Consider the following 23848-nt stretch of genomic DNA (forward strand, 5'->3'; position numbering starts at 1 on the left):
TCATCTGTGGTCCAGCCCCGGTCGGCTCTGATGTGGCCGGCGGCTGGGTGATATTCGGTCGAACGATCGGTCGAACGATATGAGGGCTCCCCCGTTCGGGGGAGCCTTTTTCGGCTGTCCGGGCGACCCCGCCGGGGCCGCGAGGCCGCCGGGCCGCCGGTCAGAGCTCGTTCACCGAGCTCCAGTCGTCGTCGCCGCGTCCGGCCTCGAGCGCCGCGCCGAACACGTCCCGCACGCTGTCCAGGATCGGGTGCGGCACGTCCCCGGCCAGCCGCGCCGCGTAGGACAGGTCCTTGTGGGCCCAGCGCGTGGCGAAGTTGATCGGGTCCGGCGGCTGGAGGTGGCTGGCCCAGGCCTGCTGGGTAACGGCGCCGCCGGGCCGGTCCTGGAACGCCGCCCCGACGGCCTCGACGTCCAGACCGGCCGCGGCGGCCACCCGCAGTGCCTCGCCGAAGGCCGCCATGTGCGCCGCCTGCAGAGCGTTGAGGACGAGCTTGAAGCGGGTGCCGGCGCCGACCGGGCCGAAGTGCCGCACCTCGCGGGACACCGCCTGCAGGACCGGTCCGAGCTCGGCCAGCCCGGCCTTGTCGCCGCCGACGAGCAGGACCAGGGCGCCGCTGCGGGCCGCGACGGCGCCGCCGGTCAGCGGCATGTCAAAGAACGGCAGACCGCGCTCGGCGACGGCCTCGGACAGCTCCGCCACCCACTCCACCGACAGCGTGGCCGAGGTGATCAGGACCGCGCCGTCCTTCGCGCCGGCCAGGATGCCGTCGGGGCCGAGCCAGACGCCGCGCGAGGTGTCGTCGTCGGCGGTCACCTCGAAGACGATCTCGGCGGCGGCAGCGGCCGCCGCGGGCGTGTCCGCGACCTCGGCGCCGGCGTCCCGCAGGTCGGCGATCTTCGCCGGGGTGCGGTTCCAGAGGATGACCCGGTGTCCGTGCTTCAGCAGGTTCTCGGCCATTCCGCGGCCCATGATGCCCACGCCCACGATCGCGACGCTCGCCATGGCGGTGTTCCCCTCTCGTACGTTTACTGTGCTGCCTGACCCAACGCGATCCGCGGTGGATACATGCCGCCGTCGCATCTCTCCTCCGAAGCCTGCAACCGATCCGTACCGGCGCGACTCATGTGTCCCGACCGACGGTCATGGGAGGGAAACGCATGGGGGACCAAGCTCGCGTCGACGAGTTCAGCGAGTACGCGGCAGCGCGCCAGAACCACTTACTGCGCACCGCGTATCTCCTGTGCGGCAATTGGCACGGCGCGCAGGACCTGACGCAGACCGCGTTGCTCAACCTGTGCAAAGCGTGGAACCGCGCCAGACGTGCGGACTCCGTCGACGCCTACGCGCACAGGACCCTCGTCAACGCCTTCCTCCGCGGCCAGCGCAAGCTGCGGCGCGAACGCGAGGTGCGCGCGGCGGCGCTGTCCGGCACCGACCGCCTGACCCGCGCCGCCGACGACCGCAACCGGCCGGAGACGCGGCTGGCCCTGCTGTCCGCGCTCGACCGGCTCCCGGCCCGCGCCCGGGCGGTGGTGGTGCTGCGGTACTGGGAGGACCTGAGCGTGGAGGCGACGGCCGCCACGCTCGGCTGCTCGACCGGCAATGTGAAGAGCCAGTCCTCGCGGGCCCTGGCCAGGCTCCGGACCCTGCTCGGCGACGAATTCTCCGCCTACGGACCGCGCTCCGGCGTGGAAGGGAAGACCCTGCGATGAGTGCTGACGATCACGGCGACGGCCTCGGCGGCCAGCACGGCCGACACGACGCGGTGCACGGCCTGCTCGCCACCGCCTTCACCGACGACATGCCGGTGCTGAACCTGGTGCCGGCCGCGGTCGACGGCTACCGCCGGCACCGGCGGCGCGCCCGGGTGCTGGGGTCCGCCGGCGGGGCGCTGGCGCTGGTCGGCGTCATCGCGGCGGGGGTCACGCTGGGAGCCGGGGGCAGGCGGCCGGGGCAGAACGTCGGCGCCGAGCCGGGCCCCGGCACTGTCGTACCGCCGAAGATCGCCGCGAAGTGCGCGGGCACCTACAACCTCCTCGGCGGGAGCGCCGCGCCGGGCGTGTACAGCTCGGATCAACAAGGGCTCACCGCGGTGTGCGAGCAGGATCTCGCCACGCTCCAACAGCTGACCGGGGACACCGGACTCGTCCCACTGACGGAGTCCTATCCCTCATCGACGAGCTCAGAGCCGACCAGCGAGATGACCCCGCAGATCGGCGGCCCGGATGCCCGGATCCAGCCGGGAGACTACCTGGGCAGCCTCAAAGGCACTGCCTACAACCTGGAGATCAGCGTCTACGACAAGATCACCTCGTTCGGCACCAACTGCACCGCCAAGGCGTGCCCGCCGACCGACAGGCTGGCCGACGGCCACCTCACGACCACTGTGACCGGACCCCGTGACACCTCCGTCGTCGTCCACTACGACGCCACGCACAGCGTCCTGGTCCGTGCCGGCCTGAAGGACCGGAACAGCGAGGCGCCGCTCCCGTTCGACGTCGAAAAACTCCTCTCCAGCCCCGCCTTCGCCCGGCTGATCAGCTACGACGTTCACACCCTCGACAAGCTCCCGCACCCGGGCTGAGACCGGGCTTCGGCGGAACCGGCCGGTCCCGCCGGGCCTGACACCGTGGCAAGCGACGGCGTGTCTCGTTTCACGGAATGCAGCCCGGATCGCGGACACATCCCGGTTACGATGTGAGCAGGCCTTGGCCAACGACGCCCTGGGCCACCCGACTTCTCCCCTGTAACGACAACGCTCGGAGAACCGCGTGGCTGACATCACCATCCCCCAGAACCTGCTCCCCGCCGACGGCCGGTTCGGCTGCGGGCCGTCCAAGGTGCGGCCGGAGGCCGTGGCGAAGCTCGCCACCGAGGGCGCGAAGATCCTCGGCACCTCCCACCGCCAGGCCCCGGTGAAGAACCTGGTGGGCCGGGTCCGCGAGGGCGTGCGCGAGCTGTTCGGGCTGCCCGAGGGCTACGAGGTGGTGCTCGGCAACGGCGGCTCGACCGCGTTCTGGGACATCGCCGCGTTCGGCCTGGTGCGGGAGAAGTCGCAGCACCTGAGCTTCGGCGAGTTCTCCTCGAAGTTCGCCGGGTCGGTGAAGGCCGCGCCGTGGCTGGCCGAGCCCTCGATCGTGAAGTCCGAGCCCGGCACGCACCCGGTGGCCGTCGCCGAGGCCGGGGTCGACGTCTACGCGCTGACCCACAACGAGACCTCGACCGGCGTCGCGATGCCGATCAGCCGGCCGGCCGGGGCCGACGAGGGCGCGCTGGTGCTGGTCGACGCCACGTCCGGGGCCGGCGGCCTGCCGGTGGACATCACCGAGACCGACGTCTACTACTTCGCCCCGCAGAAGTGCTTCGCCTCCGACGGCGGCCTGTGGATCGGGATCTTCTCCCCCGCGGCCCTGGCCCGCGCGGCCGAGATCGCCGGCACCGACCGCTACATCCCGCCGTTCTTCAGCCTGCCGACCGCGATCGACAACTCCTCGAAGAACCAGACCTACAACACGCCGTCGGTGGCGACGCTGTTCCTGATGGCCGAGCAGTTGGACTGGCTGAACGGCAACGGCGGCCTGGCGTGGGCGACCGCGCGGACCGCCGACAGCTCCTCGCGGCTGTACGCGTGGGCCGAGCGCACGGAGTACACGACGCCGTTCGTGGCCGACCCGGCGCAGCGCTCGCAGGTCGTCGGCACCATCGACCTGGCCGAGGGAATCAGCGCGGACAAGATCTCGGCGGCGCTGCGGGAGAACGGGATCGTCGACACCGACGCCTACCGCAAGCTCGGCCGGAACCAGCTGCGGATCGCGATGTTCCCGGCGGTCGAGCCGGAGGACGTCGACAAGCTGACGGCGAGCATCGAGTACGTCGTGGAGCGGCTCGGCTAGTCAGCGCAGCGCGGCCGCGATCACCACGACGGCGAGGATCGCCACCAGTACGAAAGTGACGACCCTGGAGCGGGTACGTGTGTTCACCGCTCCAGGGTAATGCGGAACGCTCAGCGTCCCGTCAGCGGCCAGTGCGCGACGCGCTCGTAGCGCTTGTAGGGGTGCGCGCCGGTGGCGCCGTTCGCCGCGTGCGCCCCGTGCGCGCCGTTGGCCGCCGCCCCGGCGTCCCCGCCCTCGGCGACGGTGAACAGCTCCACCTCGCCGGCCAGCCAGCCCGGCGACCGGAACGGCCGCAGCCGCTCCACGATCGGCGCCAGGTCCAGCGGCCCGGTCTGGTCGTCGTGGGTCACGCCGCGCGGCACGCCGTTCACCCGGGCCAGCGTCAGGTGCGGCCGGTAGGGGCGGTCCTCCACCCGGATGTGGCAGCGGCGCGCGGCGGCCCCGGAGGCCTCGGCCAGCCGGCCCAGCCGGTCGCACTGGCCCTGCACGCCGAACCACAGCGCGCGCGGCCCGAACCGTCCGGCGCCGGCCAGCGACAGCTCCATCGGCGTGGTCCGCGCGGCCACCCGGCCGAGCCGGTCGACCAGGTCGGCGGCCTTCTCCTCGGACACCTCGCCGTAGAAGGCGACCGTGATGTGCCACGTCTCCGGCCTGGTCCAGCGCAGCAGGGCGTTGACTCCGGGGGTGTTGCCCCGCTTCAGCGCGTCGACCGCAGCCCGCACCTCCAGCAGGACCGCACGGGGTGGCGTGATCGCCACGAACAAGCGCATGCGTCTCCTTGAGGTTCCCCCAGCACGCCTGCACCGCACACGGACGCCCGCACCGCTCAGCGCGCTTCACACCTTGTGAGAGCACCCACAATACGGCGTGTGACCGGCGAGTTGTCGATAAGCGGACCGGAGGATTTTCTTCGCCGCGTCGGGCCGAAGACCTCAGGCGGCCAGGCGCTCGGCCAGCCGCGTCGGGGTGTGCGCGACCACCCGCTCGCGCACCGACATGCCCTTCACCCGGGCCAGCGCGTAGGCCGCGATGATCGCCGCGACCACCGATATCACCCCGCCGCCGCCGACCGCGTAGCGCGCCCCGAAGTGCTGCCCGACCCAGCCCACCAGCGGCGAACCGACCGGCGTGCCGCCGAGGAAGACCACCATGTACACGCTCATCACGCGCCCGCGCATCTCCGGCTCGACGCCGGTCTGCATGGTGGCGTTGGCCGCCGTGGTGACCATGATGATCATGACGCCCACCGGCAGCAGCAGCGCCCCGTACAGCACCGGGTCCGGCATCAGCGACACCACGGTCGCGGCCACCCCGAAGCCCAGGGCGCTGAGCAGCACCAGCGCCACCCCGACCCGGCGCTTGCGGGCCGTGACCAGCGCACCGAGCAGCGCACCGAGCGCGAGCAGGATGTTCAGCAGCCCGAACACACCCTTGCCGAGGTGGAAGGTCTGCACCGCCATCAGGGTGCTGGTGATCTGGAAGTTCAGCCCGAAGGTGGCCAGGAAGAACATGCACGCCAGCACGGCCACCAGGTCCGGCCGGGTGCGCAGGTAGGCGAAGGCCTCGCGGTACTGGCCCTTGGCACGCACGATCGGGACCGGCGCGTGCAGCTCGTCGCGGCGGATCAGGGCCAGCGCGGTGATGATCGCGATCCCGGTGATCGCGTTGGTGATGAACACCCAGCCGACGTCCATGACCGCCAGCGCCAGGCTGGCCAGCGCCGGGCCGAGCATCCGGGCCAGGTTGAAGGTGGCGGCGTTCAGCGACACCGCGTTCGGCAGCGCCTCGGGCCCGACCAGCTCGATCACGAAGGACTGGCGCGCGGGGTTGTCGAAGGCGTTGACCGTGCCGCCGATCAGGGCGATGAGGTACACCTGCCAGAGCTGGACGGCGTTGGTGACGATCAGCAGCCCCAGGACCAGGGCGCACAGCCCGGTGAGCGCGGCGGTGAGCATCAGCAGCCGGTTCTTGCGGTAGCGGTCGGCCAGCGCGCCGCCCCAGAGGCTGAATATCAGGGAGGGGCCGAACTGCAGCGCGGTGACGATGCCGAGTGCGGTGCCGGAGCCGGTGAGCGAGACGACCAGCCAGTCCTGGGCGATGCGCTGCATCCAGATGCCGGTGTTGGAGACCACCATGCCACTGGCGAAGAGACGGTAGTTACGGATCGACAGCGAGGAGAAGGTGGCTGACTTCACGGCTGGGCAGGCCCCCCAAAGGACTTTCGGCGCCCCCGGGGCCCGACCGCCTCGGGATGCGAAAGTTAGCTTACCTTAGTACTTGGTTTTTGGTAACCCATATACCTGGTAGGCAGGCATTACCGGCAGCCCGGTGTCAGCTCGGTGTCATCTGGTGGTGAACGTCCGGGTTTCCTCCGGGAAGCCGTCCGCGTCGAGGTGCACACCACCCGTGACCTCGGCGATGAGCGCGGCGGCGGCCCGCACGGGAGGCGCGGCGAGGGCGCCGTGCGGGCGCGGGACGACGGGCTGCACGGTGTGCGCCGAAACATCGCAGAACTCATAGATACTGCGCGGCCAGGCGTCGTCGGCCCGGCCCGCGAGCGCCGGCGGGAGCCGGGTGCCGGGGGCGTCCGCGCCGGCCGGCCGCACCCGCACTTCGAGCAGGCCGCGGTGCCGCAGGATGTAGCCGCCGCGGCCCGGGACCACCTCGCGCGTCAGGTCGGGCGCGATGGGGCGCAGGATCTCGCGCAGCACGATCCACGGAAGCATCTCGTGGCCGAAGACGGCGTGGTCGGCGTCGCCGGGCAGCGGAGGGTCCTCGTGCGGGGCGTGGACCGGGCCGCCGGGCAGGCGTGCGACCCCGCGCAGGCGCTTGGCCAGGCCGCGGACCAGGTGCCAGGCGTCGGCCTCCGGGCCGGTCGGCAGGCCCTGCGGGTAGCGGATGCGGAGCAGGTCGGCGTACCGGCTGTCAAGGATCTTGGTGCGGGCGCGGCGGGTCTCGGCCACGTAGGCCAGGCCGAGGGAGGCGGCGGGGCCGGTGGTCGGCAGGCCCGCGTCGGCGCGGAGCATGGGGGTGAGGCGGAGGGGGCCGTGCCAGCGGATCGCTTCGGTGAGGTGGGTGGGGGCGGCGAGGGCCGGGGCGCGGTCAGCGTCGCGGTCGGCGTGGCGGTCAGCGTCGCGGTCGGCGTGGCGGTCAGCGTCGCGGTCGGCGTGGCGGTCAGCGTGGCGGTCAGCGTCGCCGGCGGGGGTCGGCCGGGGGACGGCGTCGATGGCCGTCGAGGTCGGGGTGGGCTGCGCGTGAGTCTCGTCCGATGGACCGGCCGCCGGCCGCCAGCCCGGATTCCACGTCGCGACCAGCCCCGCGACCGTGGCCGGGCCCTGGAGCGCGGACAGCAGCAGCACCGGGTTGTCCCGGAGCAGGCGGTCGGCCCGCGCGGCGGGCTGGTCCGCGGAACGGGCAAAGGGCCAACGAACTGACAATGCGACCACATCGTCACTGTGTCAGCAGGCGGGGCGGGGTATACGTATCCGGGCCCAGATTCACCCGGTTGGCGTCGGGCGGTCGGCGGCCGGCGTCAGTCGGCGAAGTCCTCGGCCCGCTCCTGGTCGAGCTTGTCGACCTTGGCGATGTCGGTCCGGTGGAACTTCAGGTAACTCCGCGACGGCGTCGGCCCCCGCTGGTTCTGGTACCGCGACTGGTTGACCGCGGACCCATAGGGGTTCTCGGCAGCCGAGGACAGCTTGAAGAAGCAGAGCTGCCCGATCTTCATACCGGGCCACAGCTTGATCGGCAGCGTCGCGACATTGGACAGCTCCAACGTCACATGCCCGGAGAACCCGGGGTCGATGAACCCGGCCGTGGAGTGCGTCAGCAACCCCAACCGCCCAAGGCTCGACTTCCCCTCCAACCGCGCGGCCAGATCCTCCGGCAGCGTCACGACCTCATAGGTCGACGCCAACACGAACTCCCCCGGATGCAGAATGAACGGCTCGACCCCGTCCGGCTCCACCATCCGCGTCAGCTCAGGCTGCTCCTCCGCCGGATCGATGAACGGATACCGGTGGTTCTCGAACACCCGGAAGAACCGGTCCAGCCGCACATCCACACTGGAGGGCTGCACCATCGCAGGTTCAAAGGGGTCCAGGACTACCCGTCCCGCCCCGATTTCCGCCCGAATGTCCTTATCTGAGAGCAACACGCACCCCACGCTACCGTGTCGCGCCCGCACCCCTCGCCGCACCCCGGTCCCGCAGCAGCCGCGACATCGACAGGCACCGACCACCGCGACCCCACTACGGCAACCTCCGTGACGCACTCCCGAGCCATCAGGTACAGTTGGCGCTCATACGGCGGCTCGCCGGGCGGATTCCCGCCGGTGGGAGCCTGTGCGGGCGTAGTTTAATGGTAGAACATGAGCTTCCCAAGCTCAGAGCGCGAGTTCGATTCTCGTCGCCCGCTCACTCGAAGAGAGCCCAGGTACCGGATTCCCGGCGCCTGGGCTCTCAGTGTTTTTACGCTCCCCTCCTCAACACGGGCCGGAACTGCGCCCTGCCGTTCGAACTTTTGTGCGATTATGGATGCGTGACGGAACCGCGGCGCTACTTCGGGCTTGACTACCCACGGATCGTTCTCACCCTTCTCAGGATCCTTGTTCACGAGGGTCCGGTCTCGATGGCGGCCATGCACCGGGAGCTTGGGCTCGACGTGCATCAGGACGCTCCCGGGTCGGATGTCCGGCACACGCTGCTGTCCGCCGTGCAGTTGCTCGCCGCGCTCGCGCAGGACAATGCCTCGGCGACCGGGCGGACGTTGGAGGAGGTCGTCGACGAGCTGTCGATCAAGCTCGAGTTGGCGAACACAGGTCCGTTGGATCGGGGGAGTCTCGGGCGGCGGGGGTACGCCGGGGACGCCGAGGGCGCCGAGGGCGGCGAAGGTCCCGAGCGCGAATGCGACGGCTGATCGTCCCGCTTGGGGGATAAGCCCGCTTCGCGAATTTCGCGCTCGCCTTGTTTGCCATTCCGTGATCCACGCCCCCTGTCGCAACCTCCTGTTCATCGTCAGAATCAGCGACGCAGCCGGATGATCCGCCGCTGCGCACACCGTGGGCGCCGCCACCGTTGGCACACGCGGGGTGCCGCTTCAACGAAGGAAGCTCACCGTGGCAAACCCCACAAACGCGACCTCTCGCCTCAAGGAACCGCGCAAGCGATCCGCCGACGAATCTTCCAAGGAATCGCGCAAGGGCGCGCGGCTCGCCGCCGCCGTCTCGATGGCCGGCACGTTGGCGGCCGGGTCGATGTTCCTCATGGGTGCCGGGGCCGCGCATGCCGCGACCTCCAATGTCCTGCCCGGTTCGAAGCCGACGTGGGCTTCGGCGAGTGCCGACCGTGGTGCGGCGCCGGCCGCGGCGCCGCTGGCGGTGCGGGTGTACCTGGCCGGCCGGGATCCGCAGGGGCTTGCTGCCTACGCGCAGTCGGTCGCCGATCCCAAGAGCGCGGCGTATCGGCACTTCCTGACGCCGGAGCAGGTGCAGGCGCGGTTCGGCGCCAGTGCGGGCCAGATCGCGGCGGTCAAGGCGTGGCTCGGCGGGGCCGGGCTGACCGTCACCGGGCAGACCGTGGACTACATAGCCGTGCAGGGCAGCACCGCGGCTGTCGCGGCCGCCCTGAACACCTCGTTCCACGAGTACGCCACGTCCGACGGCACGCTGCGCGCCCCGTCGCGCGACGTCAGCGTCCCGGCCGACGTGCGCTCCGCGATCATCGGCATCGTCGGGCTGTCGCAGGACCGGACGGCCAACAAGCCGAACAACTCCGACGCCACCGACGCCAGCGACAAGAAGACCGCCACGGTCTCCCCCGGCGGCGTCCCCTACCTGGGCACCACGCCCTGCTCGGACTACCAGGGCCAGAAGCTCGCGACGGGCCTGCCGGCGCTGAACGGCCAGTCCGTCCCGTGGGCGGTCTGCGGCTACACGCCGACCCAGGTGCGCGGCGCGTACGGCGTCACCAGCACCGGTCTCACCGGCAAGGGCGTCACCGTCGCGATCCTGGACGCCTACGGCCTGCCGAGCATGAAGGCCGACGCCGACGAGTACGCGACGCGACACGGCGACAAGGCGTTCCGGCCGGGTCAGTACTCGGAGATCGTCACGCCGGGCCAGTGGACCGACCAGGCCGCGTGCGGCGAGCCCGCCGGCTGGGCCGGCGAGGAGGCGCTGGACGTCGAGTCGGTGCACGGCATGGCGCCCGACGCGAAGGTCCTCTACATCGGCGCGAACTCCTGCTTCGACACCGCCGGCGGGGGCGTCGCGGCCAACGGCGGCCTGCTGGACTCGCTGCAGCTGGTCGTCGACCACCACCTGGCGGACATGGTGTCCAACTCGTGGGGCGAGCTGATGCACTTCCTGGACCCGTCGGGCAACCCGGTGGACCTGGACCCGTCGCTGATCAACGTCTACGAGCAGACCTTCCAGAAGGGCGCCGCCGAGGGCATCGGCTTCTACTTCTCGGCCGGCGACTGCAGCGACGACAACCCGGCCAGCGGCTGCGGCGCCGGTGCCGGATCCTCGCGCTCGCAGGCCGAGTACCCGACCTCCTCGCCGTGGGTGACCTCGGTCGGCGGGACCAGCATCGGGATCGGCGCGGACAAGCGGATCCAGTTCCAGACCTCGTGGCAGACCTCGACCTCGTCGCTGGCGACCGGCGGCTCGGCCTGGACGCCCGCGTCGTACCTGTACGGCGGTGGCGGCGGCACCAGCGACGTGTTCGCGCAGCCGTGGTACCAGAGCTGGCTGGTCCCGTCCTCGCTGTCCGGCACGCTGCTGAACGGCACCGCGACCTCGCCCAAGCGCGTGGTCCCGGACGTCGCGGCCTACGGCGACCCGAGCACCGGCTTCCTGCAGGGCTACACCCAGCAGCTGCCGGACGGCTCGACCGCCTACGCCGAGGGCCGCATCGGCGGCACCAGCCTGGCCGCCCCGACGTTCGTCGGCGTCCAGGCCGACGCGCAGCAGGCGCAGGGCGGGCCGATCGGCTTCGCGAACCCGGAGATCTACCTGCGCGCGACCTTCGGCCTGTTCACCGACGTGACCGACCACCCGCGCACGAACTCGCCGCTGGCCGTGGTGCGCGGCAGCGCGACGGCCCCGGCGCTGCGGGAGTTCGGCCAGGGCGTCGACCTGCACGCGACAAAGGGCTACGACAACGCGACCGGCGTCGGGACCCCGAACGCCTGGTACCTGGAGTCGTTCCGGTAGGCGCCGACAGCCGTATCCGTCGACGCTGATCGCTGCCGGGGTCCCTTCGGGGACTCCGGCAGTTCCGTTCCCGCCGTACAGTGATCGACTGGTTCGGCACCAGAGATCGACGGAGGCGGCAGATGGGTACGGCGGCTGCAGGTGTGGTCATCGGCATTTCGCGCGGTGGACGGCGCACGATCGAGGTCGAGGGCCCGATCGTCGCCGACGAGACGTCCGCGTTCCGGATCGCGTCGCTGACGAAGCCTTTGACGGCCGTGGCGACGGTCCGGGCGTTCGCGGAGCGGGGCATCGCGCTCACGACGCCGGCGATCGAGCTGCTGCCGACGCTGGCCGCGGACTGGCAGGCCGACACCACCGTCGAGCAGCTGCTGGCCCAGGTCTCCGGGCTGCGCGAATCGGTGGATGGCGCGACCGTGGCCGCGCTGGGCCAGGGGCCTGATGTTCTCCAAGAGGCGGCACAGCTCGTGGTCCGTGCGGGCAACGACCCGGCCCCGGGCGACAGCTGGTCGTACTACAACGGCAACTACTTCCTGGTCGGCAGCCTCCTCGCGGCCGTCACGGGCAAAGGCTTCGAGCAAGCGCTGGACAGCTGTCTGCTCGCTCCCTGGGGCCTGAACAGCACCGGTTTCGACACGCCGACCGCACCAACTGAGCCGATCACCGGATGGGACGATCAGACCGCGCTCCCCGTCGAGGACTACCCGCGCGGACGGCGCCCCAGCGGCGGGCTCTGGTCCTGTGTCGCCGACTACCTCACGTTCGCCGAGCACCTGCTGGCCGATCAGCCGCTCCTGGACGAGATCCGCCGCCCGCGCACCCGTCCCGGCGACCCGATGACCTACGGCCTGGCCTGGGCTCTGGGACCGTCCGGCCAGATGTACCTCAACGGCCGACTGGCCGGCTACCGGACGGCCGTCCTGCTGGCACCGGACCACCACTACGCGAGTGTCGCGCTCGGCAACCAGTCGCAACTCCTGCCGCAGATCGCGAAGCGCCTCAGCGATCTGCAACACGAGCTCACCGGCGACGACTTGTCTGTGGAGATCGACGCCTTCGCCGAGTGAGTCCTCATCAGGCTGAGGCAGTAAGCCTCCTGATTCCCTCACTCAGCTCGGCATGATCCGCTGCGGCGGCGAACCCGACACGGATGTACGCCGCAGGCGCCTCGGCCGCGAAGTTACCGCGACCAGGACTCACCGCGACCCCGCGGCTGCGCGCGCCACGCACCACCGCGAGGTCGTCCTCGCCGAGCGCGAGCCGGATCCACAAGTGCAGTCCGCCTGCGGGAATCCGCGTCAGCGTCCAGTCGGGGCGCGCGATCTCCACAGCCGCGGCGGCGGAGGCACAGCGTTCCCGCAACACCGTGCTCAGTGTCCTGAGATGCCGGTCCCAGGACGGCGAGCCCAGGATCTCCAGCGCGGCCTCCTGCATCGGCCGCGCCACGAAGAAGTCGTCAACTCGCCGCAGTGCACGCAACCGCTCCAGCACCGGCCCGCGGGCCACCAGCGCCCCGATCCGCAGGCTCGGCGCGGCCGGCTTCGTCAGCGACGTGACGTACACGACCGTCCCGTCGCGGTCGTCCCAGACCAGCGGCGGCGGCACCGGCCCGCCGTGGCCGAGATGGCCGAGGTGGCGGGCGAAGTCGTCCTCGACGAGGAACGCCCCGGCCGCCCGGGCGATGTCGACGACCTGCCGCCGGCGCTCCGCCGCCAGCACCGTGCCGGTGGGATTGTGGAACGTCGGCTGGCAGTACAGCAGCCGCGCGCCGGTCATCGCGAACGCGTCGGCCAGCAGGTCCGGCCGGATCCCGCCGTCGTCGAGCGGGACCGGGACCGGCCGCAGACCGGCGGCCCGGGCCGCCTCGATGGCGACGGGATAGGTCGGCGACTCCATCAGGATCGGGCTGCCCGGAGCCGCGAGCGCGCGGAACGCCGTCGACAGCGCGCCCTGCCCGCCCGAGGTGATCAGCACGTCCTGCGCCGTCACCCCGCCGCCGACCGAGCGTGCGAACACCGCCCGCAGCGCCTCCAGTCCGGCGACCGGCGCGCGGTCCCACGCGTCGATCCGCCGCGCCGCGCGGGCCAGCGCCGAACCCAGCAGGCCGGTCGGCTGGAGCGAGCGGTGGAGGTAGCCGCCGTCGAGCAGGATCGTGCCCTCGGGCGCCGGGCCCAGGGCGGCGGTGATCTGGTCGGTGCCGACGGAGCGGTCGGCGAGCGCCACCGTCTGCCAGGCGGTGTCGGCGATAGCACTTTCGCGGCGCGCGCGGGAGGCGACGAACGTGCCGCTTCCGGACCGGGTGACGACCACGCCTTCCGCGACCAGCCGCGCGATGGCACGCGTCACCGTCACCGGGCTCACCTGGTGTTCGGCGACGAGCTCCCGGCTGCTCGGCAGACGATCGCCGGGAGCCAGCCGGTCCGCGAGCCGGCGGAGGCGGTCGGCCAGCGCGAGCGTGGTGCTATCGTCGTTCATGAATAATGATGATAGCGCTACACCTCTTCTCGCCGAAGCGCTACTCGACGTAGCCGCCCTCCGGGCCGAGACCCCCGGCTGCGCCGAAGTAGTCCACGTCAACAACGCCGGCTGCGGCCTGATCCCGGCGCCGGTGCTGCGTCCCGTGGTGGAGCACCTGGAGCTCGAAGCCCGCATCGGCGGCTACGAGGCGGCGGCGCGGCGATCCGAGGCCGTGGCGGACTTCTACGCGGCGATCGGCTCGCTCATCGGCTCCGCGCCGCAGAACATCGCGTTCGCCAGCAGTGCCACGCACGCTTTCGCCACCGGCCTGTCGGCGATCCCCTTCGAGCCCGGCGACGTCATCCTGACCACGCGCAACGACTTCATCTCCAACCAGATCGCGTTCCTGTCGCTGCGCAAGCGGTTCGGCGTCCAGATCGTGCACGCCCCCGACGCGCCCGAAGGCGGCGTCGACGTGGCGGCGATGGCCGACCTCATGCGGAAGCACCGGCCCCGGCTCGTCGCGGCCACGCACATCCCGACCAACTCCGGCCTGGTCCAGCCGGTCGCCGAGATCGGCCGGCACTGCCGTGACCTGGACCTGCTGTACCTGGTCGACGCGTGCCAGTCGGTGGGCCAGATCCCGCTCGACGTCGAGGCGATCGGCTGCGACATGCTCACCGCGACCTGCCGCAAATACCTCCGGGGGCCGCGGGGCTCCGGCTTCCTGTATGTGTCCGACCGCGTTCTGGACGCGGGATACGAGCCGCTGTTCATCGACATGCACGGCTCGCGCTGGGTGGCGCCGGACCGCTATCAGCCTTCTGCGACCGCGGCGCGGTTCGAGGACTGGGAGTTCCCGTACGCGACCGTCCTGGGCTGCGCGGCGGCAGCGCGCTACGCGGAGCGCGTCGGCGTGGAGGCTGGCGGCGCGCGGGCTTTGACGCTGGCAGCCGACTTCCGTACCCGGCTGAGCGCGATCCCCGGCATCCGCGTGCTGGAGCGGGGCGCGGCGCTCGGCGCGCTCGTCACGTTCACGATCGAGGGCTGGGAGCCGCAGCCGTTCAAAGCGGCGCTGGACGCCCGCGGCATCAACTCCGCGCTCAGCTTCCGCGAGTTCGCGGTGTTCGACTTCGGCGACAAGGACGTCGACTGGTGCCTGCGCCTGTCGCCGCACTACTACAACACCGAGGAGGAAGTCGCCGTCGTGGCGTCGGCTGTCGCGGAACTCGCCGGTCCAAGGGGCATCCGGTGACCTACAAAGCCACCACCCCGCCCCCGTCCGCCGACCGATAGGCCGCCATGATCAGCTCCAGCACCACCGACCCCTCGACCTCGGTGTGGATCGGCCGCTCGCCACTGGTGACGCAGTGCACGAAGTGCTCGATCTCCGCGGTGAACGTGTCGACAGCCGGGAACCGGCGGTCCCGCGAGCCGCCGTCGACCGTCTCCAGACTCAGCCACTCCGCGCCGCCGCGGAGCGAGCCGTGGGAGCCGAAGACGGAGAAGCGCTCCGTGTCCGACGGCGGCTGGTAGGCCCAGCTGGTCGCGATGTTGCCGACCACGCCGTTGTCGAAGCGGACCAGGACCTGCGCGGAGTCCTCCGCGTCCAGGAAGCCCAGGCGGTGGTTCGCGAGCATCGCCGTGACCTGCGTCGGCCGGCCGTCGGCGAGGTGCACGAGCAGGTAGGAGGGGTGGTAGCCGGTGTCGATGTCGCTCACCCCGGTGATCCACACGGCTTCGGGCATCCGCGCGTAGGACTCGCCGTGCAGGCCGGCTATGCCCCCGGCCCCGATGATCCCGATCTTCAGCTGCTTCGCCATGATGTGTCCCTTCGCTCGTGTGAGCGACTTGTGTGAGCTACTCATGCGAGCGCGGGACGGCGGTGCCCGTCGCAGCGCTCTGGTTGGCCATGGTCACCAGCTCGGTGAGGTTGCGCGCCGCGCTCAGGTTGGCTTCGTCGACGGTTCCGGCGGCGGTGTGCCCGATCCACACCTCGAACGGCGTCGGGCCGTCCTGCTCGGCGGCCGCGCCGTTCCAGTGGAGTTCGATGGTGAAGGGGCTGCGGCCGGGAGTCACGAACCCGGTCCCCGCGACGCCGATCGCGCCGTCGTCTGGCAGGTCGCCGTACTGGCCCGAGCGCAGCAAACGGTCGACGGTCAGCGTGTAGTGCTCGTGCAGCCGCGGCAGGGCGACCATCAGCGCGACCCCCGCAGCGCGCGGCGCATCGGGGTCCCACACGGCGACCAGCTCGGTGCTGGGATGATCGCGGATCATCTCGGCGTACCCCGTGGCGTGCACGTGCCAGAAACCCAGGATCGCCACCTTGAGCATCGCGGATTCCACCTCTCAGGACTGGATCGGACTCGGGAAGGAAGGCGGCTACTTGAGTGCGCCCTGCGTCATGGCCTGGACGATCCGTCGCCCGGCCCACAGGTAGAGCAGGATCATGGGCATCACCAGGATCACGATCCCGGCGAACAGCCCGCCCCAGTTCGACGTGTACTGCATCGACTCGTACAGCCCCAGCAGGGTCGCCGGCAGCGTCCGCTGCTCCGGATCGCCGACCACGACGAGCACGAACAACGTCTCGTTCCACAACGCCACGGTGTTCAGCACGAGCGCCGTCACCAGCCCGTGCCGGGCCAGCGGAACCATGATCTGCACGAAGGTCCGGGTGGGCCCGGCGCCGTCGACGGCGGCCGCCTCCTCGATCTCGGTGGGGAGGGACCGGAAGTACATGGTGAGCAGGTAGACCGTGAACGGCAGGGACAGGACGACGTAGATCAGCACCAGCGAGATCCGGTCGTCCCACCATCCCGTCACCCACTCGGTCATGAAGGTCGACAGGTCGTCGGACATCAAGAAGAACGGCACCACCAGCGCCTGCGCGGGAATCCCCATGCCGACGGCGAAGTACGTGACGATCCGCGAGGCGCTGCGCCGATCCGACCGGGCCAGCACGTAGGAAGCCGGGGTGGCGAGGACCATCGTGAGCAGCGCGGCGGCGGCCACCACGACGACCGAGCTGAAGGCCGCCCGCCCGAACCCGGATACGGACCAGGCGACGCTGTAGTTCCGCCACTGCGGTGACTTCGGAAGGCCGAACGGGTCCGCGAAGATCTCCCGGGTGGTCTTGAGCGAGGCGGCCACGACCCACAGGGTCAGGACCACCAGCATCCCGACCCACAGCCACAGCCCGGCACGGACCGCCCCGCCCAGCAGCGTGTCCAGCCGGTCGACAGGCCGACGGCCCCGGGCCGGACGCGTCCCGGCCGACACCGTGGCGACGCCAGAGGAAGCACCCGAGGAGGCACCCGGGTCGGCGCCTGTGGAGGCGCCAGAGGAGTCGAGCTTGTCAGCAGCCGGACTCACAGCTCCACCACCTCCGACCGCAGCAACCGCCGCAGCGCCACCACGAACACGGCGGTCAGCAGGAACATCACCACGCCGATCGCGGCCGCCGACCCGAGCTGCGGCGTCCCGGAGATCCCGCCGGTGACCGCCAGATACTGCTCGACGGCCGCGCTGCGGGCCTGGACCGACGGCGTCCCGGCGGTGCCGGTGAAGGCGATCACGATCTCGAACGTCTTCACCGAGCCGATCACCCACAGCACGGCGCCGGTGGCGAAGGCGTCACGGCTGAGCGGGAACGTGATGTACCGGAACTGCTCGACGCGGTTCGCCCCGGCCAGCCGCGCCGACTCGTAGAGCTCCTCCGGGATCGCGTCGACCCGGGACATCATGATCGCCACGTAGAACCCGGTCGCGGTCCACACCACCGCGGCGATGACGCACTTGAAGATGAGATCCGGTCCCAGCCACCCCCGGGTCAGCGTGTGGAGTCCGGCGTCCGACAGCAGCCGGTTGAGCGCGCCGTCGGGATTGAGCAGGAAGCCGACCGCCGTGCCGATCGCGATCGGCGACAGGATGCTCGGCACGAACAGCACCGACCGGACGAAGGCCCGCCCCCGCATCTCGCGCGCCACGATCATGGTGAGGAAGGTCAGCGCGAAGACGAACACGCCGCCGAGCACGACCAGGATCAGGGTGTTGCGGAACGCGGTGCGGAACACCGGGTTGGTCAGCATCGCGCGGTAGTTGGCCAGGCCGGCGAAGCGGGCCGGCGTCCCCAGACCCTCCCACCTGGTGAAGCTGTACCAGAGGGTCACGGCCGACGGCGCGATGAACAGGACGGTGTAGATCAACAGAGCGGGAAGCAGGTAGGGAACATAGATCCGGTCTCGTTCCCCGCGGACTCCGCCGACGGTGCGCGTCATGGGCCGGCTTCAGTGATAGGAGGCGGTCTGCGACTTGCCCATGCTGACGAACTGCTGGGCGCTGATCTTGCCCGAGAAAAGCTGGTCGTCCAGCGGCAGGAAGACGTCGTTCCACCACCCGGAGTACAGGCTCGACGCCCCGTCGTCGGTCGGCTGGGAGGCAGTGGCGCCGACGATGGCCTTCTGCGCGGCGAGCAGCATTGCCGGCGCCGGCACGTCGGACCGCGAGGGGATGTTCAGCGCTTTGGTGGAGATCTGGCTCATGTACTTCTTCTGCGCCATGAAGGCCAGGAAGGACTCGGCGGTGCTCAGATTCGGCGACTTCGGGTTGAGGCTCCAGCCGAGCGTGCCGACCTCCACGGAGTCCTTCCCGCCGGGCACCGACGGGAACAGGAACATCCGGGCCTGGAACCCAGAGGTCTGATACTTCGACGTCTCGCTGTTCAGCCAGGTGCCGTTGATGTTCATGTCCTCGGTACGCGAGGCCCACTGGTTCTGCGCGGCCGGGTACTTCGTCGCCATGTAGTCGGACTCGAACAGGCCGGCCTTCACCAGCCGCTCGACGTCCCGGGCGGCGGCGAGCACCGCCGGGTCGTCCCAGCCGGCCGGGCTCCTGCCCAGCGCGGCCATGGTGCCCGGGCCGCCGTGCCGCATCAGGAGCCAGTAGATCCAGTACGCGTTGTAGCCGTTGACCGTGCCGTCCTGCGCGATCGGCGCGTGTCCGGCGGTCTTCAGCTTCTCAGCCGTGGTCAGCAGATCATCGAAGGTCGCGGGCGGTTTGGCGGCCCATTCCGGGTGGGTGGCGGCGTCGAACCAGATCCCGCTGGAGATGACCGTGTAAGGGATCAGCGCCAGGCCGGTGGCGTCCGAGGAGGCCTTCAGGGCCTGGGACGGCAAGACGTCCCCGACCTTGTCGCCCTCGTTCGGGACCGGCAGGGCCAGCACCCCGGACAGATCGGCGACCAGGTGGTGGGAACGGAAGTCGCCGATGTGGTCGGAGGCGTCGTCGTAGACGTCCGGTGCCTTGCCGACCGCGCCGGCGTTCTTCACCTGGTTCGGGTAGTCCCGCCCCAGCCACTTCACGTCGACGGTGACACCCGTGGCCTTCTCGTAGTCGGCGACGGCCTGGGAGAAGATCTGCGCCTGGGGTTCGGTGGACAGCCACGAGGACCAGTAGGCAATGGTGGGATGGGCGGCCTTCTTGGTGCCGGTCTCCTTCGTCCCGCACGCGCTGACGCCGAGCGCCGCGACCGTCGCGATGGCGACGCCGATCAGGGGTATACGTGGGCGGATCCGTCCGTGCACTATTGCTCACCTCGTCGAGGTTGCTGGGGCTCGCTGTACGGACTTTAAATAACTAACTTTAAGTTAATATTCTGCTGATAAACCGTCAAGAGCACGACGAGGCAACTCTTCCCCCGATTCCGAAGGAGTCCGCCCGTGTCCACGAACGGCGGCGACCGATCACTGCTGCGGCGGATCAACCTGCTGGCGACACTGCGCAGCGCGCGCGACGCGCCGAAGACCATCGCCGGGTTCGCCGCCGCCACCGGGCTCTCCCGGACCGCCGCCGAGGCGGTGGTGCTGGACCTGGTGGACCTCGGCTGGCTGGCCGAGGACGGGCAGAGCGGGCACCCGGGCGCGGGGCGGCCGGCGCGGCACTACCGGTTGCGGGCCGAGGCCGGCGTCCTGCTCGGCGTCGACCTCGGGCCGCACAACATCGTGGTGACCGTCGCGGATCTGCGGGGCGAGCCGCTGGGTTCGGCGCATGAGGCCGTGTCCGAGGCGGCTGTGCCCGGCTCACGCCTCGACGCGGTGCAGGCCGTGATATCTCAGGCCCTTGAGAGAGCGGACCAGTCGTTGGCGGACGTGTGGGTCGCGACGGTCGGCGTGCCCGGCGTCGTGCGTCAAGGACGCGTCGAGGAGACGGCGGGCTCGGCGGGCGGTTCGGAAGAAGACCTGGCGACGAGTCTCAGGGCCCTGCTGGGCTGCCCCATCCTGATCGAGAACGACTGCAATCTGGCCGCCGTCGCAGAGCACTGGCGCGGTGTCGCACAGGATGTGGACAACTTGGTGTTCGTGCACTCCGGGAACCGGACGAGCGCCGGGCTCGTACTGGCCGGCCGGCTGTACCGCGGGCACTCCGGCGGCGCCGGCGGGATCGGGGCCCTGGCGCAGGTCGGGTGGAAGGACGCGCCGGCCCGGCTGGAAGCACTGCTGGCCGAGGGCCGGGCCGGGTCCCGCAAGGAGGTGTTCGCGCTCGCGAGCCGGGGCGACGAGGAGGCACTGGCCGCGGTCGACGCGTTCAGCCAGGGCCTGGCCTTCGGGATCGCGGCGCTGGCGCTGGCGGTCGATCCGCAGCTGGTGGTGATCGGGGGCGGCAACGTCCTCGCCGGAGACACACTGCTGATCCCGTTGCAGCGGTATGTCGACGAGTTCACGTACTCGCGCGGCCCGACGCTCGGCGTCTCCTCCCTCGGCAACCAGTCGGTCAGCCTCGGGGGCGTGCGGCTGGCGCTGGACGCCGTCGACGAGGTCCTGGAGGCGGCGGTGACCGCCGCGGCCGGGTTCCCGCCGCCGACGGTGGCGGCGTTCGCCGCCATCGACGTGCGGGACGGCCGTGCGCGGGACAGCAGTGTTCGGGGCGGCCGGGTTCGAGACGGCCGTTGAGGTTCGCCTACCTTCGCGCCCGCGCCGAGATCCGCTCGTCGCGGTAGGACTTGGCGTACTTGCGGATGGTCAGCTCCTTGACTCCGAGGGAGTCGGCGAGTGCGCGGACGGCGTGGTTGCGGGTCGGGCCGTGCTCGCTGAGCAGCGGGTGGTCGTGGTTCGCGCCCTGGTCGGTCAGGTGGTCGGCGGCGTCGTAGAAGGCCTGCTTGGCGCTCGTGCGGGCGGCGCCGTTCGCGGTGCTGATGGGAGGTGCGGAGGGTGCGGAGGGTTCAACCCGCTCAGCCAGCTCATCCGATTCGGCCTGCTCGACCGGCACAGCCGAGACGACCGGCTCGACCTGCACAGGCATCACGACCGGCTCGACCGGCACGGGCAGTTCCTGCGTCACGACCGCGACCGGGGCCGGTCGCTGGGCCGGGATCGCGGCCGCGGTCCGGGACCGCAGTTCATTGAGATCCCGTTCCAGGTCGGCTATTCGGCGCTTGGCCACGATCTTCTCGTTGTTCCACAGCTGCTCGGCGCTTGTCCGCTCGCGCCGCTCGATCTCCATGTCGGCTGCCAGCTCGCGGCGGGACCGTTCGGACTTCTCGAGTTCGATGTCGGTCTCGACCGTCCGCGCCCGGACCGTCTCCAGCTCGTCGCGCAGCTTCGTCACCTGCTTGGTGAGGTCGGCCCGCTCCTTCTCGGCCGCTGAGGTCGCAGCCGCCTGGTCCGCCTTCAGCGTCCGGGAGAGCTCTTCGAACTTCGCGGCCGCCTCCTCCGCCGCCGCCTTCGACGCCTCCCGTTCCCGGTCCAGCAGTTCGGCGAGCCGGCCGACCTCGGCCGCGTGCTCGTCCGCCTGGTCCTGGGCCTGCCGGAGCTCGGTCTGCGCCTCGTCGATGCCGAGCCGGGCCTGGGCGTCGGCGACCGCCTGGGCGCCGAGGGCGCTCATCAGGGCGCTGGGATCGGCGTGCAGACGGGCGTGGCGCTGGAGTTTGGCCTTCGCCTTCGCCTCGCGGGCCGCGATCCGCTGGATCGCGCCGTCCCGGGCGTTGTGTTCCTTGAGGATCCTCAGCTTGTCCGAGACCCGGAGGTAGCGCTCGAAGTGCCGGTTGGCGTCCAGGTCGGACAGCGTCGAGCCGTCCGCCGAGGCCAGTCCCAGCCGGATGCCGAGCTCGCGCGGGGTGAAGCGCCACCGGACCTTCTCCAGCGGCCTGCCTTCTTCCTCGGCCTTCCGCTTGCGGGCCTTGAGCCACAGGTCCAGCAGGTCCAGCGTCCACAGCACGGCGATGACCGCCGCGACCAGGAGCCGGAACAGGCCTTCGCGGAATCCCGAGGAGTCGCTGGCGGACATGCCGCCGGAGGAGATCGCGAGGATCCACAGCATCACGGCGTAGATGAGCCAGTTGCCGGCTTCCTCGGCCTTCTCCAGCGCCTTGAGGCCGAACGCCAGGATCAGGATCTCCAGGAACGGGAACATGACGATCTTGTAGGCCAGCGACATGTGCATGACGTCGCCGAAGAAGTGCCACATGCCGGAGGCCTGGACCATGGTCGCCATCAGGGTGCCGAGGGCGACCAGCCCGCGGACCTTGACCGACCGGTCCTTGCCGTGGAGCTTCCAGACCAGCAGCCCCACCAGGCCGAGCACGAGGGCGGCCGCCACACCGCCCAGGACCATCGACGGCACCGGATGTTTGTCCGCCCAGGACTGCACGTGCTTCCAACTCATGCCGCCCCCCTGGTCCCGGATTCCGTTTTTCACGCGGCAAGCGTAGGGGGCGTCCCCCATCCGCGGTAGCCGGGACCGGAATCAAGAGACGAACAGAGCCCGTATTCACCTCGCCGTGCGGCCCACCTATCCAACTCAGCCAGCACGGTTCCCAATATACGAAGAAACCCCGCATCTGCGGCACCTGCGTAAATTGCAGGTTTCCGTCTCCCGTTTCCGGCCGCGAACGAGAAGTCCGTGCAGCACAGAAGCATCCGCGTTTATCAGGGCTCGTAGTCGACGACTGAACACCCTTATGTCAGCATTCGGATACCTTGGAATGGATCATGTCCGGATGTCTGTGACGGCTCCGTACGCGGAGATACGCTCCCTTCGCAGTGAGTGAGAAACGCCAGCTCAGGGAAGGAGAGAGCGAGCGAATGACCGTGTTCACCGTGTCCTTCTGCGGGACGGCCTGCACCCGTGACGAGGGTGAGGCCTCCCGCAGCGACAGCGACATGCGGATCTACAGCCCGACGACGGGCTACATCCCAGTCCGCATCCACAAGGAGATCTCCGGCGATCTGCACGCCACCCGGCCCAGCGTGACCGTGCGCGGGGTGGGGCAGAACGACTGGAGCCAGCCCGGGAACACCAGCGAGCCGCTGGTGTTGAGCGGTCCGCTCAAGGTTCCCGGCGATCTGCTCACCGAAGCGCAGAAGTACTCCGGCGGTGACCGGCGCTCCACCACCTCGCAGCTCACCGGCTGGGAGGCGGCCGCCCTCGCGCTGCACGGCGCGAACCTCGCGGCCGGCAGCGGCGCGGAGGCGTACAACTTCATCGGGCACAGCCGCGGGGCCGTGGAGGCCATCATGGCCGCCTGGTTCATCCAGGCGTACGGCCCGCCGGCGGTGAAGAACATCCCGATCCGCATCCTCGCCATCGACCCGGTTCCGGGGCCGGGCCAGTGGTACGGGATCCTCACCCAGCTCCCGCCGAACGTGATCTCCTACGTCGGCGTCACCGCGTGGGACCACCTGGACACCGGCTTCAACGGCCTGGTGCCCCGGCCCAACGCGAAGATGGCCGGGAGCACCCAGGCCCTGTCGCTGGGCGGCGGCTGGATGAGTCTGGCGGACAACTACCAGCTCACTGATCCGCTGGCCGCGCCCAAGAGCGGCGCGACCCAGCCCAGCGACTACACGCTGTTCGCGTGCCGCGGCCGGCACGGGACGGTCGCGGGCAACGCGACCGCCGACGGGCAGTACGACCCGGCCACCGTCAGCGCGAGTGTCGCGCGGGTCGGGCAGCTGGTCTACAAGCTGGCCCGCGGCTACCTCACGCAGTGGGGGACGGTCTTCGCCGCCAAGTCCGCGGTCGGCCAGAGCGCGCTCCAGCTGCGGCAGGAGATCCACCTCGACCACGCGCAGCTCGACAACATGGCCGGCGGGCCGTTACGGGACAGCGTGAAACCGCTGCGGCCGTACGTGCGCCGGGTGTCCTCCATCTCCGGAAGCATCCCGTGGAACACGTACTACCTCGAAGACGTCGTCGGCGATCCGCCGTACCGCCAGCCGTATCCGGTGACAGCGGCCGCCAGCAAAGACGGCGGCTGGGTCCGGTGGAACTTTCTGTAGA

The 23848-nt window shown here is 70.6% G+C and carries 21 protein-coding genes and 1 tRNA gene; 10 read left to right on the forward strand and 12 right to left on the reverse strand.

Annotation, left to right across the window (positions count from 1 at the left end; translation table 11 throughout):
- Nucleotides 1–160: 160 nt before the first annotated feature.
- Nucleotides 161–1006 (reverse strand): NAD(P)-dependent oxidoreductase, encoded by an 846-nt coding sequence (locus ABH920_RS00410; RefSeq protein WP_370345490.1) that lies wholly within the window; start codon nt 1004–1006, stop codon nt 161–163.
- A 155-nt stretch (nt 1007–1161) separates the two neighbouring features.
- On the opposite strand from ABH920_RS00410, the gene ABH920_RS00415 reads away from it, so the two are divergent.
- The 3 genes from ABH920_RS00415 (at nt 1162) to serC (ending at nt 3897) form a co-directional block, all read left to right on the forward strand.
- The gene (locus tag ABH920_RS00415; protein WP_370345492.1) at nt 1162–1716 is read left to right on the forward strand and encodes a SigE family RNA polymerase sigma factor; all 555 of its coding nucleotides are present in this window, start codon (nt 1162–1164) and stop codon (nt 1714–1716) included.
- Nucleotides 1713–2588: a hypothetical protein gene (locus ABH920_RS00420; protein ID WP_370345494.1), complete on the forward strand. Its 876-nt coding sequence runs from the start codon at nt 1713–1715 to the stop codon at nt 2586–2588. Before ABH920_RS00415 ends, ABH920_RS00420 begins: the two co-directional genes overlap by 4 nt.
- Before the next feature lie 187 nt (nt 2589–2775).
- Nucleotides 2776–3897 (forward strand): phosphoserine transaminase, encoded by a 1122-nt coding sequence (serC, locus tag ABH920_RS00425; protein ID WP_370345496.1) that lies wholly within the window; start codon nt 2776–2778, stop codon nt 3895–3897.
- A 110-nt stretch (nt 3898–4007) separates the two neighbouring features.
- Here the strand turns inward: serC and thpR are convergent, their stop codons facing one another.
- The 4 genes from thpR to dcd form a co-directional block, all read right to left on the reverse strand.
- On the reverse strand, nt 4008–4667 hold the full coding sequence (gene thpR, locus ABH920_RS00430) for an RNA 2',3'-cyclic phosphodiesterase (protein WP_370345498.1): 660 nt from the start codon (nt 4665–4667) through the stop codon (nt 4008–4010).
- A gap of 162 nt (nt 4668–4829) precedes the next feature.
- Nucleotides 4830–6092, reverse strand: coding sequence for an MFS transporter (locus tag ABH920_RS00435; protein WP_370345500.1), 1263 nt, complete (start codon nt 6090–6092; stop codon nt 4830–4832).
- A gap of 147 nt (nt 6093–6239) precedes the next feature.
- On the reverse strand, nt 6240–7334 hold the full coding sequence (locus tag ABH920_RS00440; RefSeq protein WP_370345502.1) for a hypothetical protein: 1095 nt from the start codon (nt 7332–7334) through the stop codon (nt 6240–6242).
- A 95-nt stretch (nt 7335–7429) separates the two neighbouring features.
- Nucleotides 7430–8053 carry a dCTP deaminase gene (gene dcd / locus ABH920_RS00445; RefSeq protein ID WP_370345504.1) on the reverse strand — a complete coding sequence of 208 codons (624 nt, stop codon included), beginning with the start codon at nt 8051–8053 and terminating at the stop codon, nt 7430–7432.
- A gap of 189 nt (nt 8054–8242) precedes the next feature.
- On the opposite strand from dcd, the gene ABH920_RS00450 reads away from it, so the two are divergent.
- The 4 genes from ABH920_RS00450 to ABH920_RS00465 all read left to right on the forward strand — a co-directional run bounded on the left by ABH920_RS00450 (nt 8243) and on the right by ABH920_RS00465 (nt 12180).
- A tRNA-Gly gene (locus tag ABH920_RS00450) sits at nt 8243–8313 on the forward strand.
- A gap of 222 nt (nt 8314–8535) precedes the next feature.
- Entirely contained in the window at nt 8536–8814 is a 279-nt protein-coding gene (locus tag ABH920_RS00455) for a hypothetical protein (protein ID WP_370345506.1), read from the forward strand.
- 199 nt (nt 8815–9013) lie between these two features.
- Nucleotides 9014–11113: a protease pro-enzyme activation domain-containing protein gene (locus ABH920_RS00460; RefSeq protein WP_370345508.1), complete on the forward strand. Its 2100-nt coding sequence runs from the start codon at nt 9014–9016 to the stop codon at nt 11111–11113.
- A gap of 122 nt (nt 11114–11235) precedes the next feature.
- A complete protein-coding gene (locus ABH920_RS00465; protein WP_370345510.1) occupies nt 11236–12180 on the forward strand; it encodes a serine hydrolase domain-containing protein in 945 nt (314 codons plus the stop codon).
- Nucleotides 12181–12187: 7 nt separating this feature from the next.
- On the opposite strand, the gene ABH920_RS00470 is transcribed toward ABH920_RS00465, so the two are convergent.
- Entirely contained in the window at nt 12188–13588 is a 1401-nt protein-coding gene (locus tag ABH920_RS00470) for a PLP-dependent aminotransferase family protein (RefSeq protein ID WP_370345512.1), read from the reverse strand.
- Here ABH920_RS00470 and ABH920_RS00475 point away from each other — a divergent pair.
- Nucleotides 13587–14825 carry an aminotransferase class V-fold PLP-dependent enzyme gene (locus ABH920_RS00475; RefSeq protein WP_370345514.1) on the forward strand — a complete coding sequence of 413 codons (1239 nt, stop codon included), beginning with the start codon at nt 13587–13589 and terminating at the stop codon, nt 14823–14825. The two genes, ABH920_RS00470 and ABH920_RS00475, sit on opposite strands and share 2 nt — an antisense overlap.
- Before the next feature lies 1 nt (nt 14826).
- Here ABH920_RS00475 and ABH920_RS00480 read toward each other — a convergent pair whose 3' ends face one another.
- Genes ABH920_RS00480 through ABH920_RS00500 form a run of 5 tightly spaced genes read right to left on the reverse strand, consistent with a single transcriptional unit; the run spans nt 14827 to nt 19155 of the window.
- Nucleotides 14827–15393 (reverse strand): Gfo/Idh/MocA family protein, encoded by a 567-nt coding sequence (locus ABH920_RS00480; protein WP_370345516.1) that lies wholly within the window; start codon nt 15391–15393, stop codon nt 14827–14829.
- 37 nt (nt 15394–15430) lie between these two features.
- Entirely contained in the window at nt 15431–15916 is a 486-nt protein-coding gene (locus ABH920_RS00485; RefSeq protein ID WP_370345518.1) for a hypothetical protein, read from the reverse strand.
- A gap of 36 nt (nt 15917–15952) precedes the next feature.
- Nucleotides 15953–16945 carry a carbohydrate ABC transporter permease gene (locus ABH920_RS00490; RefSeq protein ID WP_370345520.1) on the reverse strand — a complete coding sequence of 331 codons (993 nt, stop codon included), beginning with the start codon at nt 16943–16945 and terminating at the stop codon, nt 15953–15955.
- Nucleotides 16942–17850, reverse strand: coding sequence for a carbohydrate ABC transporter permease (locus ABH920_RS00495; protein WP_370345522.1), 909 nt, complete (start codon nt 17848–17850; stop codon nt 16942–16944). The genes ABH920_RS00490 and ABH920_RS00495 overlap by 4 nt, the downstream gene beginning before the upstream one ends.
- A 9-nt stretch (nt 17851–17859) precedes the next feature.
- Entirely contained in the window at nt 17860–19155 is a 1296-nt protein-coding gene (locus ABH920_RS00500; protein ID WP_370345524.1) for an extracellular solute-binding protein, read from the reverse strand.
- A 135-nt stretch (nt 19156–19290) separates the two neighbouring features.
- Here ABH920_RS00500 and ABH920_RS00505 point away from each other — a divergent pair, with 135 nt between their 5' ends.
- On the forward strand, nt 19291–20520 hold the full coding sequence (locus ABH920_RS00505) for an ROK family protein (protein ID WP_370345526.1): 1230 nt from the start codon (nt 19291–19293) through the stop codon (nt 20518–20520).
- Nucleotides 20521–20527: 7 nt separating this feature from the next.
- Here ABH920_RS00505 and ABH920_RS00510 read toward each other — a convergent pair whose 3' ends face one another.
- On the reverse strand, nt 20528–22264 hold the full coding sequence (locus tag ABH920_RS00510; protein ID WP_370345528.1) for a hypothetical protein: 1737 nt from the start codon (nt 22262–22264) through the stop codon (nt 20528–20530).
- A 386-nt stretch (nt 22265–22650) separates the two neighbouring features.
- Between ABH920_RS00510 and ABH920_RS00515 the strand changes: the two genes are divergently transcribed.
- Nucleotides 22651–23847 carry a Tat pathway signal protein gene (locus ABH920_RS00515; protein WP_370345530.1) on the forward strand — a complete coding sequence of 399 codons (1197 nt, stop codon included), beginning with the start codon at nt 22651–22653 and terminating at the stop codon, nt 23845–23847.
- Nucleotide 23848: the final 1 nt, after the last annotated feature.

The organism is Catenulispora sp. EB89, assembly GCF_041261445.1.
Lineage (GTDB): Bacteria > Actinomycetota > Actinomycetes > Streptomycetales > Catenulisporaceae > Catenulispora.